We start from the raw sequence: 17,057 nt of genomic DNA, 5'->3' as shown, positions 1-17,057 counted from the left end.
AGTCTACAATTCTTAACTGTATATGCCTTAACATTATATAACTAATTGTAACTAACAAGCCTCTACTTCAGGACGTATAAAGGGTTTAACCTCTTTATTTACGTCGATTACAACTGTAAAAGGTACATTTGGTACATTCTCTATACCTAACACTTTAGCCGTGTCCTTAGACATAGGCATTTCTACATATTGTTGACGAATTTTGCGCCACTCTTTAAATGTATAATTAGGAATATACTGAGATGCAATTTTTTCATTGCGCCAGAATGCTTCCCCTTCTTGTAAAAGTTCTTTTGTCTGCTTCGGTAAACCAACGGCTTCACTGCGAACCTTACCGCGATAACTAACGAGTGTATCATATTGTAATAATTCGGCAGCCACTGTATCGCCTTTAGCTAAGAAGAAATTGTACAAAAACTCAATTTGATCTATATCTTTTAAATTAATCTTATGATTACCCGCATCGAGCCAAGCCTGTGTCATATCACAGAAATAGGAAAAGGCATCTTTTTTTATCTCCACTTTAGATGGATCGTACTTTTTCATAGGTGGTACATGATTAGTAGTTAATCTATCCTCACCAGTTATAGATGTATCAGTATGTTCCTTTATGAGCTTACTACCTATATAACCAAAGACTGTTCTAAAACGCTCACTATTATAGAAGCGTTCAAAGACATCTTCAAAATGTTTTAAGAAGCGTATGTCTCTATAAGGGAGCACATGAGTGCTTAGTACCTCATATGGCGCTAAAGGATCACTAATATATTGATACTCATCCATGCGACGTACACCAGATCCTTTTAAAAGTTTCAAGAACCCTATTTGTAACGCATGAGGTTGTAAACTAAAAAGATCATTAAAGGATAAACCAAATCGCTGTTTAGTCTCGTATGGCAGGCCTACGATTAAATCCATGTGTACATGAGTTCGACCTGCTTCAATGATAGGACGAATAGCCTTTTGAATGTACGGCCAGTCATTGTATCGATTAATAGCATCTAAGGTTTTCTTATGCGTACTTTGAACGCCTACCTCGATTTGAATACGACCTGGAGGTGTTTCACAGAGAATATTTGTTTCCCATTCCGTCATTAGCTCTGGTTCCATTTCTAAATGGAAATTCGTCTCTGTATCAGCATCGCGCATAAATTCCATCAATGGACGATGATGCTTCGGTGCACAGTTGAAGGTTCTATCAACAAACTTAACTTGTTTTACCTTATGATCGATAAACCACTGTAGTTCTTTGAGGGTTCTATTTTGCGGAAAAAAACGAACTGTATTTTTATTCCCAGATAAGCAGTACTGACAAGAGAATGGACATCCCCGAGAGGATTCATAGTAGATGATTTTATGTTCTAAATCGACCATATCCTCTTCTACGTAAGGGAATGGTATGGTACTAAGATTTTTTACCTCCACCGTATCAGTAGAGCCCAAGAGTTGGCCAGAAATATGGCGACCACGTACTCCAGGAATCTCGTCTTCTAGACCATCCTTGCCATCTATTAGTGCACTAATAAGTTGATAAAAGGCTTCTTCTCCTTCACCTTGTACAACATAGTCAACAGCAGTACAACGATTTAAAATTTCATCTGCTGTAAAAGATACCTCTGGCCCACCTAAAATGATTTTAATATCTGGTCGAACAGCTTTCACCATGTCCACAACATGTAAAGTCATGTCAATATTCCAGATATAGCAAGCAAAGCCCAATACATCAATATTGCGCTCTGTAATATCGCTAAGAATATGTAAAACAGGCATATTAATAGTATATTCTACTATATCGTATGCCTGTCCGTGAGCCTGCCCATACGCTTTGAGATAACGCAAAGCCAGAGAAGAATGTATAAATTTTGAATTTAATGTGGATAAAACTACGTTCATAGGTCCCCTTTAAATCATCGAATGGCTCAGCCACCGTCTAGTCATAATATATGTATTATACCATTAAAAGAGACTAAATATAATAGAAATAATGGCACCCACTAAAATAACAACAGATGCGACAGTGAGAATGATACTGCCAAAGAATACAACGGCAGCCAAAATAATCGCTAAAACAATGAATAATATAATTCGACTAAGCCAGCTTGTACTACTAAAGCTATACACCTTAACTTTCGGTTCGTATTGATTATGTTCATTGTAATATTGTTGCTCTTCATTTATATTGGTTGGCGTTGAATCTACATGAACGGAATCGCCTACTTCTTCAATAGTTACACCATCAAATTCTCGTCGCTCATCATCGGATAATACGCGCGTATTAGGTGCAGTAAAATAAGGATTGTTACTATAAGTATCACCTGATTGACCATTTCTATATGTATTTTGATTATTGTTTATATTATGTTGATCATTCATATGTATTTCCTTTATATGACCAAATACTAATTGATTTTATACAATTTATTATATCATATTTTAGTATCAGAATGGCAAATAGAAATCCCTTCAGATATAAACTCATATATCTGAAGGGATTCTTTTTTATATTGCTTAATGCTAATATAGGCTAACACTCATATTAGTCATTTAAGAATTTTTTAAGTAATTCATTTACCATACCAGGGTTAGCACGGCCTTTAGATTCTTTCATAACTTGACCAACTAAGAAGCCAATAGCTTTGCCGTTACCGCTTTTAAAGTCTGCTACTGGTTGTGGGTTCTTAGCAATAACTTGCTTAACAATCTCTTCAATAGCACCAGTATCTGTAATTTGAACTAGACCTTCTTCTTTTACGATAGTATCAGCATCCTTGCCGGATTCCCACATAGATACAATAACTTTTTTCGCAATTTTACCGGAAATTGTACCTTTGTCGATTAGGGCGATCATACCAGCTAAGTTTTCAGGGCTTACCTTAGATTCAGCAAATGTTAAACCACTTTCATTGATCATCTTAGACAAGTCACCAAGCATCCAGTTAGCAACAGTCTTAGCATCTGCACCTGCTTTAACAGTATCATCTAAGAAGTCTGCAGTTTTACGAGATACAGTAAGGATTGTTGCATCTTCACGAGACAAGCCATATTCAGATACAAAGCGTTCAATTTTAGCATCTTGCAATTCAGGTAATGCACGACGTACTTCTTCGATTTTTTCGTCAGTAATTACAATTGGTACCAAATCTGGTTCAGGGAAGTAACGGTAGTCGTTTTCTTCGTCTTTCTTACGCATACCAATAGTAATGCCTTGAGCATCATCCCAAGTACGTGTTTCTTGATCTACTTTACCGCCAGCTTCAATTAACTTAGCTTGACGCAATGCTTCATATTCAACAACCTTTTGAATAGCTGTTAAAGAGTTTACGTTCTTAGTTTCTGTACGTGTACCAAACTCTTTAGTACCACGCAAACGTACGGATACGTTACAGTCACCACGCAAAGAACCTTCTTCCATACGACCGTCAGATACTTCTAAATATTGCAAAATAGAACGTAATTTTTCAACGTATGCTCTCGCTTCTGCGCCGGAACGAATATCTGGTTCAGATACGATTTCAAGAAGAGGTACGCCCGTACGGTTATAGTCAACATTAGAAGATTTAGAGTCGGAAATAGTGTTGCCACTATGAACGAGTTTGCCTGCATCTTCTTCCATGTGAATACGCGTAATACCGATACGTTTAGTTTCACCATTCACTTCGATGTCTAAGTGACCATTCAAACAAATCGGTAAATCATATTGAGATGTTTGATAGTTTTTAGGCAAATCAGGATAGTAGTAGTTTTTGCGGTCAAACTTGTTAAAGTTAAGGATTTCGCAATTCAATGCTAAGCCTACTTTAATAGCAAATTCTACTACTTGTTTATTTAACACAGGCATTGCACCAGGCAAGCCAAGGCACACCGGGCATACATGTGTATTTTGATCGCCGCCGAATTCAGTGGTACAACCACAGAAGATTTTGGACTTAGTCTTAAGCTCTGTATGAACCTCTAAACCAACAACCGTTTCGTATTTACTACTCATAGAGAAACCTCCCCAGTTGGCGCTACTAATTGACAGTCTGGACGTGCTTGTTCAAATGTGAAAGCGGCACGTAACAATGTTTCTTCACCCATTGCAGGCCCCAACAATTGTAAACCGATTGGTAAGTTACTGCTGCTCATCCCCGCTGGAATACTGATACCTGGAATACCTGCAAGGTTAGCTGGTACTGTACAGATATCTTCTAAGTACATTGCCAATGGGTCGTTTGCTTTTTCGCCAAATTTATAAGATGTGTTAGGAGCAGTTGGTGTCAAAATCAAGTCTACTTTGGAGAATGCTTCATCAAATTCGTTTTTGATGAGACGACGTACTTTCAATGCTTTCAAATAGTACGCATCGTAGTAACCTGCACTCAATACATATGTACCTAACAAGATACGACGTTGTACTTCAGGGCCAAAACCTTCTGTACGAGTTTTAGTAGACATTTCTACTAAATTATCCGCCGGTACGCGCATACCATAGCTTACACCGTCATAACGAGCCAAGTTAGAGCTTGCCTCTGCCAATGCGATGATATAATACGCAGATAATGCATATTTAGAGTTAGGCAAGGAAACCTCAACGATTTCAGCACCTAATTTTTTGTATGTTTCGATAGCCTCTTCCATAGCTTTACGAACTTCACTATTGAGACCTTCGCCAAAGAATTCTTTTGGCACACCGATTTTAAGATTTTGTACATCATTTACAAGAGCTGTAGTGTAATCTACACGAGCACCTGGAATCGATGTGGAATCTTTTGCATCATAACCAGAAATAGCATTCAATACCAATGCAGCATCTGTTACATCACGTGTAATAGGGCCGATTTGGTCCAAAGAAGATGCAAAGGCAATAAGACCATAACGGGATACATTACCATAGGTTGGCTTCAAGCCTACTACACCACAGAAAGACGCTGGTTGACGGATGGAACCACCTGTATCAGAACCAAGCGCCCAAATAGCAGAACCACTAGAAACAGCAGCTGCACTACCACCAGAGGAACCACCAGGTACACAGTCTATATTCCAAGGGTTAGAAGTTTTTGCTAATGCGGAGTTTTCTGTAGAACCGCCCATAGCAAATTCGTCCATATTAAGTTTACCAAGACTAATATAATGATTATCTTGTAAACGTTCGATAACAGACGCATTGTATGGAGGCACAAAGTTCTCTAACATTTTAGACGCACAAGTTGCAGGCTCACCTTTAATACAAATATTATCTTTAATCGCTCCAGGAATACCAGCTAATGGAGAAATGGCTTCACCTTTAGCAATCGCTTCGTCTACAGCCTTAGCTGTAGCTAAAGCACGTTCATGAGAATCGGATAAGTACGCATGTACAGTTGGTTCCACTTTAGCTTTATGAGTAATAACAGCATTCGTCAATTCAACGGCGCTGATTTCTTTATTCACAAGTTTCTTGTGTAATTCATGAATTGTCGGCACAGTGAAACCTCCTATTCTTGTACAACACGAGGTACTTTAAAGTACCCATCTTCTGCTTCTGGAGCATTGGATAAAGCTAAATCATGATCGAGGGATGGTTTAGTTTCATCCTCTCTGAATACATTTTGTAATGGTACAGCATGAGCCATTGGCTCAACACCGTCAAGTTCTAATGCGTTTAGTTCAGCAACATAGGTCAAGATGTCGGACAACTCTTTTTCTACATGTGCCATATGTTCTTCCTTAACTTCCAATCGTGAAAGCAAGGCGATATTTTTTATTTCCTCTTGGCTGATTTTCATCGGAACACATCCTTTCATAATTATTTATTATAAAGCAAATAGTATATATTTTCAAAATATTGTAAGACTATATATTTATTGGATTTCACCGAGTTCTTTTAATAGTTCTACGAACTCTTCTTCGTTCATAACACGAATGCCCAATTCATTTGCTTTTGTGAGCTTACTACCGCTATCTTCTCCAGCTACGACGAGTGTTGTCTTCTTTGAAACAGAACCAGTTACCTTGGCTCCATGAGCTTCAAGGATTTTACCGGCTTCACTGCGACCCATAACCTCAAGCTTACCTGTGAGAACGACGATTTCGCCTTCCATTTGATTGCCTGCAGCTTCTACTACATCTACGGTCATCTTAAGACCAGCTTGAGTTAAGCCTTCAATAATAGCTACATGAGCAGGATCTTGGCGATATTCAACGATGCTATCTGCCATTGTGGGCCCGATTTCTTCAACTGCTACTAGTTCATCCTTCGTAATAGTCATGAACCGATCTATAGATTGCACCACATTAGCAATTGTAGTTGCAGCCTTTGAGCCGATTAAACGAATCCCCAATCCATATAATACACGGTCTAAACCACGTGATTTAGAGTCATCAATAGCTTTCACCAAATTTTCTGCAGATTTTTTACCCATACGGTCCATCGTAACAAGTTGGTCTACAGTTAAATGATATAAATCAACAACATTTGTAATTAACTTGTTGTTGATCAAATTTTCTACGATACTAGGACCAAGGCCATCGATATTCATAGCGTCACGAGAGGCAAAGTGGATAATTTGTTCCTTTTCAATAGCTGGACAATGTTTATTCGTACATCGAACTGCCGCTTCTCCTTCACGACGAACTGCAGGAGATTCACATACAGGACATGTATTAGGAATGGTAAAAGGAATTTCGGAGCCATTTCGCTTTTCAGGAACAACACGGATAACCTCCGGAATGATTTCTGCCGCCTTGTGAATGATAACATGGTCACCAATACGGATGTCTTTTTCATTGATGAAATCTTGGTTGTGTAATGTGACACGGCTTACGTTTGTGCCAGATACAAATACGGATTCAAGCTCACCAGTAGGTGTTAGAACACCTGTACGGCCTACATTAATTGTAATATCTTTTAGGATTGTTTCCACTTCTTCCGGTGGATACTTGTACGCAGTGGCCCATTTAGGATCCTTTGCAGTGCTACCAAGAACCTCTTGATCATCAAAGCTATTTACCTTAATAACCATTCCATCTGTATCATATGGAAGTTCATGGCGTTTATCCCCCCAATAATTAATGGCTTCAATTATTTCATCAATTGTTTTACATACACGATAATGAGGATTTACAGAGAACTTAAAGTTCTCTAAGTTCTTAAGCAATTCCTCTTGACTATGAATATTGGCTCCCACTTCAGAACCTATAGCATATGCGAAAAACGCTAGATTCCGGTTAGCAGTAATAGCTGGGTCTTGTTGCCTTAAAGAGCCTGCTGCAGCATTGCGAGGATTTACGAAGGTCGGAAGACCTTCTTCATCACGTTCTTCGTTGATACGTTTAAATTCGCTATGAGGCATATAGGCTTCACCACGAACTTCGATAAACTCTGGCGCATTGTCTAAAAATAATGGAATGGATTTAATGGTACGTACATTAGCTGTTACGTCTTCACCAACGCGACCATCACCACGTGTAACGGCACGAACAAACATACCATTTTCATAATGTAAATTAACCGCTAAGCCATCGATTTTAAGTTCTACAACATACGCAGATGGCTTATGACCAAGTTCCTTTTCTACACGATTTCCAAAAGCTCGTACTTCATCAGCATTGAATACATTGGAAAGACTTAACATAGGACGACCGTGAACGACCTTTTCAAAGGAGCCTTCTACCTTCATACCGACCCGTTGTGTTGGAGAAGATGGCACAATATATTCAGGATGAGCTGTTTCTAAATCCACAAGCTCACGATATTTTTTATCATATTCAAAGTCGCTCATAGTAGGAGCATCTTTTACGTAGTATAAATACTGCGCATGAGTAAGCTCCTGTTGCAATTCTTTAATTCTATCTTTCGGATTCATTTTATATCCTTTTATACACAAATATATTTAGTTATATGATTGTATGTGTTTTCTATTTAAATATAAACGTAATTAGACGAATCATCCCTTTTTAACAGGCGCAAATTTTGCCATTACGACACGTACACCTTGTGTAGGGAACTCGATAGTCAATTTCATACCCGCCCCTTCACCAGTTACGTTGATTACTTTACCATTACCCCATTTACTATGAATAGCCGTATCGCCCACCTTCCAGTCGGCAATTACTTCATTACGAACAATTGGCTTCGTCACGGGGCGGCTAGTAACACTCATATGTTGAGGTACATGACGTTTAATATCGTCAGGCACTTTACGCTTAGCACGTAAGCCATCTACTAATTCTTCGGGAATTTCATCGATAAATCGAGATGGTAAATAACTACTAGTACGGCCAAATACGGTTCTAGTAGTGGCATTAGAAATATATAATTCCTTTTCAGCACGCGTAATACCTACATAAGCAAGACGACGTTCCTCTTCAATTTCTTCAGGGTTCATCAAGGTACGACTATGAGGGAATAAACCTTCTTCCAAACCACATAAAAATACAATAGAAAATTCCAAACCCTTTGCAGCATGTAATGTCATCAATGTCACTTTAGCCTCTTCTTGTTCGAAGGAGTCTACATCGTTAACAAGTGCTACTTGCTCTAAAAAGTCCTCTACAGTACCAGATGGATTTGTATCTTGGAAGTCTTTTGCCACAGATAAAAGCTCACCAATATTCTCAGCACGAGCTTGATCTTGTGGGTCTGTACTCTCTTCTAATTGTGCCAAATAACCTGTTCTGTCTAGAATAGACTCTAAGATATCGAGTATAGTTTTATCTTCCATTTCAGAAACAAGAGTAAAGATGAGAATACCGAATTCTTCTAACTTTTCCTTAGTTTTTCCCTTGATAGAATCAATTAAGTGTAACTGCGTAAGCGTCATAAACAAAGACGTTCCTTTTTCACGAGCATAGTCTTGTAGTTTAGCAACTGTAGTGGCCCCAATACTCCGTTTTGGCACATTAATGATGCGCAATAAGCTCAAATCATCAAAGGGATTGTATAATACGCGTAAATAAGCTAAAACGTCTTTGATTTCTTTACGATCATAGAATTTTGTGCCCCCTACCATCGTATAAGGTAAGGCCCGCTTAATGAGTGCTTCCTCAAGAACACGAGACTGGGCATTTGTACGATATAAAATGGCCATATCCCCGTATGGAACATCGTGAATATCATGTTTTTTAGCGATTGTGTCACCGATAAAAGCTGCTTCCTCATGTTCGGATTGAGCCGTAAAATGCTGAATTTTTGCGCCTTCTATTTTATCGGTCCAAAGATTTTTCTCTGGGCGGCCTTCATTATTATCGATAACAGCATTGGCTGCATCGAGAATAATCTTAGTAGAACGATAGTTTTGCTCTAATTTAATAGATGTACAATTAGGATAGTCCTTTTCAAAATCTAAGATATTTTGAATATCCGCGCCACGCCAAGCGTAAATACTTTGATCAGCATCACCCACGACGGCGATATTCTTCCAATGTGAAGCTAATAATTTCGCCAATACATATTGAGCATGGTTTGTATCTTGATACTCGTCAATCATGACATAACGGAAACGATGACTATATTTATCAAGAACAGCCGCATTAGACTGTAATAATTTAACGGCTACTAATAATAGATCATCAAAATCTAATGCATTATTCTTGCGCAACTCCCGCTCATAATACTCATAAACATCAGCTACCTTTTGTTGGTAAAAGTCTCGTGCTTGTTTTCTAAAATCAGAAGCAAAAAGTAATTTATTCTTAGCATCTGATATGGCAGCAATCATAGCCCCTACAGGATAGTATTTATCATCCAAATTTAACGCTTTTAATGCGGATTTAATAACAGCTTGAGAGTCGGATGTGTCATAGATAGTAAAATTGCTGTTATAACCTAAAAATTTATCTATTTCAAAACGTAAAAACTTAGCACAAAAGCTATGAAATGTACTGAGCCAAATGCGATTTGCTACATCGCCTACAAGACTTTCTACACGGCTTTTCATTTCTTTCGCCGCTTTATTGGTGAAAGTAATGGCCAAGATTTCATAAGGATTAACACCTTGTGCCAATAAATGTGCAATACGAACTGTTAAGACCTTTGTTTTACCAGATCCAGCACCGGCTAAAATCAATAAAGGGCCTTCCGTATGCTGAACAGCTTGTTGTTGCTCTTTATTTAAACCTGTTAATAATGAATTCATCGAAACACACCTATTGCCCTTACATATGCAATACAAACTCCAAATATACATAAATAATCTTTAATAAGCTGTGAAACAAGTATGTATAATTAAAAGCTAAATTATTATATGTAAATAAACACATCTATAATAGCAATTACAATATACATGCAATATACTTGAAGCCCTATAAATAGAGAAGAAGAACGTTGCGAGCAACGTTCTTTTTTAGTTTGTATACTATTTCATAGCACCAAGAATTGGTGGTACGATTTGTTTTTTACGAGACATAGTATTAGGTAAGAATACACCATTATCTTTTATTTCTTTTTCAAATGCTTTAGTAACTACAGCTTCTACATCGCCACTAAACAACAATGTTGTACTCTCATCGAGAATATTTGTAATCATGATGTAAGATGCATCGTAGTTATTAGCATTGCGAAGCGCTTCTAAGGCTTGTACTAGTTCACCTTGTTTAGCCAATACATCAGTTGTATCCATAACAGAAATTTGACCGATAGAAATAGTCTTACCTGCTTCAGAGAACTCTTTCATGTCTGTACGAACGATATCATCGTTAGTTAAATCAGAAATATCTGCTCCCGCTTTCAACATATCTAGCCCATAGGACTCAATATTTACGCCAGCGATTTCAGCTAATTTATGAGCCATTTCTTTATCTGTTTCTGTACATGTTGGAGAACGGAATAACACAGTATCAGAAATGATAGCAGATAACATCAAGCCTGCAACGCCTTTAGGAATTTCTTGATTATTCTCCATGTACAACTTAGTAATGATTGTATTAGAGCAACCTACAGGTTCTAAACGCATGAATACAGGTCCATCAGTTTCGAAGTCACCAATGCGGTGATGATCGACAACACCGCACATATTCATGGATTTATAGCCATCAATTATTTGTTTGGATTCGTTATGGTCTGTTAAATACAAATTACCGCCTTCTGGAGCAAACTCTTCCCAATTTTTAACAACTTGAGGGTGAGCAAAGCCAAAATGGTTCAAAATATATGTTGTTTCTTTGTTAGCTTCACCTGCACAGACTGGAGTTGCTGGTGTCCCCATTTGTGTTAGTAAGTTAGCAAAGGAAATAGCAGAACAAATTGAATCAGTATCAGGGCTTTTATGACCTGCTACATATGTTTTTACATCACTCATAATATACCTCTTTTATATTAATTTCATACTTAATATCGACTTACGTCAATCCGATTTTTAACTATATCATTATATCATAAATCATACAAAAAAACACGCCACTACTAAGTAGTGACGTGTTTTTAACATTCTATAAAATTATCTAATATAAATGATTAGTCGTGATTCTTTTTGCGGTTTGTAAACAAACCAGGTCCAATTGTTTCAATGATGATAAACAACATTGGGATGATAAAGATACCAAACAATGTAGCTGTTGTCATCCCTGCTACTACAGTAATACCCATAGAAGTACGTGCACCAGAACCAGCACCACTAGATACTGCCAATGGTAATACACCAAGGATAAATGCAAAGGATGTCATCAAAATTGGACGCAAACGAATTTTTGCAGCTTCGATAGCAGCATCAACAACATTCATACCACGCTCGTCAACGCGAATCTTAGCATACTCGATAATCAAAATCGCATTTTTCGCAGCCAAGCCAACCAAGGTTAAGAGACCGATCTGCATATAAATATCATTTGCTAAGGAATATCTGCCTGTGAAGTTCAATAAGAATGGTACTAAAGAAGCACCTATCATACCAGATGGTACGGAGAACAATACGGCAAATGGAACCTTCCAAGACTCATATAAGGCAGCCAAGATTAAGAATACAAAAACAAGGCCTAAACCAAGAATCAACATAGTTTGAGAACCGGCTTTTAATTCTTCACGAGATTGCCCTGCCCAATCATATGTATAACCAGTAGGTAATGTTTTAGCGGCTGCCTCTTTTAATGCGTTGATAGCATCACCAGAGGAGTACCCACTAGCTTGAGATCCACCAATTTGTACGGCCATCGTATTATCAAAGCGAGTGATACTAGATGGTGTACCTGTTTGTTCCTTTGTAATATAGTTAGAAACAGGTACCATTTGGCCATTACTATTTCTAACCGCTAACATATTAAGCTGATCTGCATTTTGACGATATGCGTCTTCCGCTTGGACTACAACCTTATAGTTTTTACCATAAGTAGTAAAGTCGTTAACTTGAATACTACCGTAGAACCCTTGCAAAGTGGTAAAGATATCAGCTAATGCTACACCATCTTGAGCCGCTTTTTCACGATTTACATCAAATTGTAATGTCGGCGTAGATGTATCAAAAGTAGTATAAATGGATCGAATTGCCGGGCTCTTACGAGCTTCCGCAATAAATTCATTAGTACGATCAGCCATAACTTGTGGACTATCGCCAGCTTTGTTGATGATGTACATACTAAAACCACCAGTTGTACCCAAACCAGGAATGGATGGTGGATTCATAGCAATTACAGTTGCTTCTGGTACACCTTGAGCGGCAAAACCAAAGGTTTGACCAACCATTGCATTAATAGAAGTTGCAGCAGTAGTACGATATTTCCAGTCAGACATAGTAGCAAAAATTACACCAGCACTAGACTTTTGACCACCACCTAAAAGGTCAAAACCAGCGACAGTAAATACTTCTTGGAATAATTGTTCATCCTTAGGTTTTTCAGGATCATTTTTTTCTTCCAAGAAAGATGCAATTTTTTCAAGTGTAGCCATAGTCCGTTCAGATGTAGCACCAGGTGGCTCATTAATAGCAATCATGTAGTAACCACTATCTTCAGCTGGTACGAAAGAAGTTGGTAAGAAGTGGAATACTAAGGCTGTACCACCTGCAAATACTAGCAATGTAATAACAGTTAAACTCAAACGATGGCTTAAACGCGCTAATTGAATGCCATACCAATTACTGAATCGTTCTAGAGCAGCATTAAACTTATTTAATTGGCGATGTAACCAATCTTCACGATTTTTAGATATATGTGGTTTCAACATTGTAGAACATAATGCTGGTGTCAACACAAGTGCAATAATAGCTGAAATTACAACGGAAACAGCAATCGTTAATGCGAACTGTTTGTAAAGGATGCCTGTCATACCACCCATGAAAGCGACTGGTACAAATACAGCAGTCAATACAAAGGCAATACCAATTACTGGTCCTTGCACATTTTCCATTGCTTTAATAGCCGCCTCTTTTGGAGGTAAACCATTATATTTTAACTCGTATTCAACAGCCTCTACCACTACGATAGCATCATCAACAACAAGGCCGATAGCCAAAACCATGGCAAAAAGCGTCAAAGTGTTAATAGAGAAATCTAATAAAACAAAAGCACCAAATGTGCCAAGCAAAGATACTGGCACAGCAATCATAGGAATGATTGTGGATCGCCAAGATTGTAAGAAGACATATACTACAACTAAAACAAGGAGCAATGCCTCTACAAATGTATGCTCAACCTCATTAATAGATGCACTTACGAATTTAGTATTATCTACAACTACATTATATTGCATATCTGGTGGGAAGGATTTAGATTGCTCATCTAGAACCTTCTTAACATTAGCAATTGTTTCTAATGCATTAGCATCATTTTGTAGAGAAATAGCAAAACCGGCAACCTCTTTATGAGCAGATTTTGCGATGAAGTCATACCCTTCAGCCCCAATTTGAATACGGGAGATATCTTTTAGATGTAATACCTTACCATTAGTGCTTTTAATAGCAATATTGCCAAATTGTTCAGGTGTTACGAGACGTCCATCAATTTTGATAGGATATTGAAAGGCTTGTTCACCATTTGTAGGGTTTTTCCCTACTGTACCTGCTGCGGCTTGTAAGTTTTGACCTTTTATAGCCGCCGTAACTTCAGAGATAGTAACACCAAGTTTTTGCATCTTCGCAGGATCCAACCAAATGCGCATAGAATAATCAGATCCGAACTCCTGTACAGAACCAACACCCTTAATGGATTTGATTGTATCCATCATATAATTGGTACCATAGTTCTTTAAGAATGTTGCATCATATGTGCCATTTGGTGAACTCAAAGAGAATATAAGTGCCATATCACCAGAAGATTTAGTAGTTGTAACACCTACAGCTTGTACCTCTGAAGGCAATTGTGCAAGTGCTGCTTGAACACGGTTTTGCGTATTAACCGCATCCATATCAGCATCTGTACCTTGATTGAACTGAACAGTCAACGAATAGCTACCGTTACTGGAACTATTAGATGTCATATAGTCCATATCTTGTACGCCTACAATCTGCGTTTCAATAACACTGGCTACTGTATCATTAACAACTTGAGCAGTTGCACCAGTATAAGCAGTATTAACTTGAACTGTAGGTGGAGAAATTTGTGGATATCGAGCTACCGGAAGGTTCATCATAGAGATAAGCCCTACCAACGTGATAACAATGGCTATTACGATGGCAAAGATAGGTCGATTAATAAAGAATTTCGACACGATCTATCCTCCTTTTATTTTGTAGCTTTCAACTGTTCTTTAGTTAGTAGTTTGCCATTTACTTTTACGCCATTTTTCACCTTAGTTAAGCCGTCAACGATGATTGTATCACCAGCAGCCAAACCAGATTTAATGATCGTTTCATTACCTTTAGTACCACCAATCTCTACTGTCTTTTGTTCTACTACACCAGCTGCATTTACAACATAAACAAAGTTTTTGTCCATGATTTGTAAAATTGCACGACTTGGTACAAGGATTGCATTTTTAATCTTTTCACCAGGAGAAACAACAGTAGCATACATATTAGGTAATAATAAATGATTAGGATTTGGGAAGGACGCTTTCAATACAAGCTTACCCGTAGATTGATCTAAACTCTTAGCCGCTTGCACGATAGAACCAAGTTCATTATATGTTTCGCCATCAGCAAGTTTTAATTGAATATTTGGACCATTAGAATCATCCGTTGTAGGATTCTTCATAAAATCAAGATATTCTTGCTCAGTCATACTAAACTCAACGAAGATTGGATCAATAGAATCGATTGTAACCAATGTAGTAGAGCCAGCCTGAACATAAGTGCCTGTATCTACGTCATCCAGACGTAATGTACCAGAATATGGTGCATATACCATGGTATCCCCCATATTATCTTGAGCAATTTTCACGGATGCTTCATACGCTTCATAAGTAGCCTTAGCTTGCTCTGTAGCACTACGTTGCGTATCTACACGTTGTTGAGCAATCGCATCTTGTGATGCCAAAGTTTCATAACGTTGAAGATCTACTTCAGCATTTTTCAAGTTTGCATTAGCTTGAGCTGCTTGTGCTTCTGCATTGGCAAGACTCGCTTCATATTGACGAGAATCAATTCGATATAATGGTTGTCCCGCTACTACTTGTTCCCCACCTTTTACAAACTTCTCAACAATATAACCACTTACACGAGCATGTACAGCTACAGAGTTCTCCGCAACTACAGTACCAGCAAATGTTTGATCAACTTGTGTATCACTTGCTGTAAGTTTATATGTATTAACATTAATCTCACCAGCTTGCTGTTGATTGTTGCCACACCCAGCAATCATCACAGCAGACATTACGAGAGCTGCTAACATACGGGAATAACGATACTTCATTATCTGTACTCCTTTTCAGAAACTAATCATTCATGTCACATAATTACATAAATATCTTTATATATTTTACAGGATTCTATAGATAAAGTCAATTTTTTTGATACCCCTCTACCTTTGTAGAACATAGATAAAACCTAAATAAAATCATATATATTGCATACAATATAAAAGTTAAAAATCATTGACATTTATTATTTAATGTGAACACAGATAGTTTTTAAATTGTAAAAATATAAATCACAAGTTTGATTTAACAACTTTCATTATATATAGTATAACCACTATCATTCACTAAAATTGCTTCACTATTATTTATCGCCACTAATGATATCTTATCTTGATAGTTTTCTAGTATCTTCTGAGTGGATTCTTCAAATGGATATTCCCCTATATGAGGTAAAACATAATGATCAAATACATTTACACCCGTATAATCATCTAGTTCAGATGCTATACTTTTATCATCCATCATCTGACTATATTCAATATTTTCTGACATAATAATCGCTCCAGCAGATTCACCAATATAAAATAATCCCTCTTTAATTCTTTTAAAAAGTACCTCCACAAGATTTTTTCTTTTTATTTCCTGTAGCAAATAAAAGGTGTTGCCACCAGATATACAAATACATTCTGTTTTTAAAAACTTATCCTTCAAATAAGTTTCATCAAATTTAGTAATATCAAGAATTTCAACTTCATAGCCTAGAGATTTTAACATCTCAATACCTTCATCAATATATCCAGTATATGGTTCAACATTACCAGCAGTAGGAATAAAAACTATCTTATTCGAAACCATTTTCGAAAGATATTTTTTTGTTATACTTTCTGTTCCGGCTAAATATGACATAAGTAACATTTCCATGAACTATCACCTCTCACAAATTTATAACTATTTATTAATGGCAAGATTAATTTAATATAAAAAAACCGCCTAAGAATCTACCTAGGCGGTTTTAAAAACCACTTATTCGGCTATTCTATATCTATTATAGCCGAATAATCATAAATTTATCTGTAAGCACAGAATTATTTCTAACAGAAATGTACTTTTCTATTTGGTGGAGATGAGGGGAGTCGAACCCCTGTCCAAGAGTGTTGCCATATAGACTTCTCCGAGTACAGTCTATGATTGAAATCTCGGATTGCTATCGCTCACAGACAAGCTACACAACCCCAGTTCATATTGTCTCGCCTAATTCATATGAACAACTAAATTAGACCAGCCTACTGTTTGACGTCCATTCACACTTGGTAGGCACAAGTATGAGGGACGTAGCTTATGCAGCTAATGCAAAATTTTCTTCTGCGTTTAAATG

At 37.4% G+C, this 17,057-nt stretch carries 11 protein-coding genes and 1 other RNA gene; all 12 read right to left on the bottom strand.

The window, feature by feature from the left end; all coding sequences use genetic code 11:
* Positions 1–51 precede the first annotated feature (51 nt).
* The gene (locus tag RYO55_RS06785; protein WP_314984766.1) at positions 52–1,893 is read right to left on the bottom strand and encodes a DUF4080 domain-containing protein; all 1,842 of its coding nucleotides are present in this window, start codon (positions 1,891–1,893) and stop codon (positions 52–54) included.
* A 63-nt stretch (positions 1,894–1,956) separates the two neighbouring features.
* Positions 1,957–2,373 (bottom strand): DUF4229 domain-containing protein, encoded by a 417-nt coding sequence (locus RYO55_RS06780; RefSeq protein ID WP_308520968.1) that lies wholly within the window; start codon positions 2,371–2,373, stop codon positions 1,957–1,959.
* 163 nt (positions 2,374–2,536) lie between these two features.
* Complete coding sequence (gene gatB, locus RYO55_RS06775; RefSeq protein ID WP_311573734.1) at positions 2,537–3,985, bottom strand: Asp-tRNA(Asn)/Glu-tRNA(Gln) amidotransferase subunit GatB; 1,449 nt, start codon at positions 3,983–3,985, stop codon at positions 2,537–2,539.
* Complete coding sequence (gene gatA, locus RYO55_RS06770) at positions 3,982–5,442, bottom strand: Asp-tRNA(Asn)/Glu-tRNA(Gln) amidotransferase subunit GatA (protein WP_314984765.1); 1,461 nt, start codon at positions 5,440–5,442, stop codon at positions 3,982–3,984. Before gatA ends, gatB begins: the two co-directional genes overlap by 4 nt.
* An 11-nt stretch (positions 5,443–5,453) precedes the next feature.
* Entirely contained in the window at positions 5,454–5,744 is a 291-nt protein-coding gene (gene gatC / locus RYO55_RS06765; protein ID WP_314984764.1) for an Asp-tRNA(Asn)/Glu-tRNA(Gln) amidotransferase subunit GatC, read from the bottom strand.
* Between the two features lie 75 nt (positions 5,745–5,819).
* Complete coding sequence (gene ligA / locus RYO55_RS06760; protein WP_314984763.1) at positions 5,820–7,823, bottom strand: NAD-dependent DNA ligase LigA; 2,004 nt, start codon at positions 7,821–7,823, stop codon at positions 5,820–5,822.
* A gap of 81 nt (positions 7,824–7,904) precedes the next feature.
* Positions 7,905–10,094: a DNA helicase PcrA gene (gene pcrA, locus RYO55_RS06755; protein ID WP_314984762.1), complete on the bottom strand. Its 2,190-nt coding sequence runs from the start codon at positions 10,092–10,094 to the stop codon at positions 7,905–7,907.
* 219 nt (positions 10,095–10,313) lie between these two features.
* On the bottom strand, positions 10,314–11,255 hold the full coding sequence (locus RYO55_RS06750) for a manganese-dependent inorganic pyrophosphatase (RefSeq protein WP_314984761.1): 942 nt from the start codon (positions 11,253–11,255) through the stop codon (positions 10,314–10,316).
* A gap of 155 nt (positions 11,256–11,410) precedes the next feature.
* The gene (locus RYO55_RS06745; protein ID WP_314984760.1) at positions 11,411–14,593 is read right to left on the bottom strand and encodes a multidrug efflux RND transporter permease subunit; all 3,183 of its coding nucleotides are present in this window, start codon (positions 14,591–14,593) and stop codon (positions 11,411–11,413) included.
* Between the two features lie 14 nt (positions 14,594–14,607).
* On the bottom strand, positions 14,608–15,735 hold the full coding sequence (locus RYO55_RS06740; RefSeq protein ID WP_295815411.1) for an efflux RND transporter periplasmic adaptor subunit: 1,128 nt from the start codon (positions 15,733–15,735) through the stop codon (positions 14,608–14,610).
* A 250-nt stretch (positions 15,736–15,985) separates the two neighbouring features.
* Entirely contained in the window at positions 15,986–16,603 is a 618-nt protein-coding gene (locus tag RYO55_RS06735) for a Type 1 glutamine amidotransferase-like domain-containing protein (RefSeq protein ID WP_314984759.1), read from the bottom strand.
* A gap of 194 nt (positions 16,604–16,797) precedes the next feature.
* Positions 16,798–17,057: a transfer-messenger RNA gene (ssrA, locus tag RYO55_RS06730) on the bottom strand; the annotation flags it as partial.

Source organism: uncultured Veillonella sp. (genome assembly GCF_963551295.1).
In the GTDB taxonomy this organism is placed as follows: domain Bacteria; phylum Bacillota; class Negativicutes; order Veillonellales; family Veillonellaceae; genus Veillonella.
This window is presented reverse-complemented; position numbering and strand designations above follow the sequence as displayed.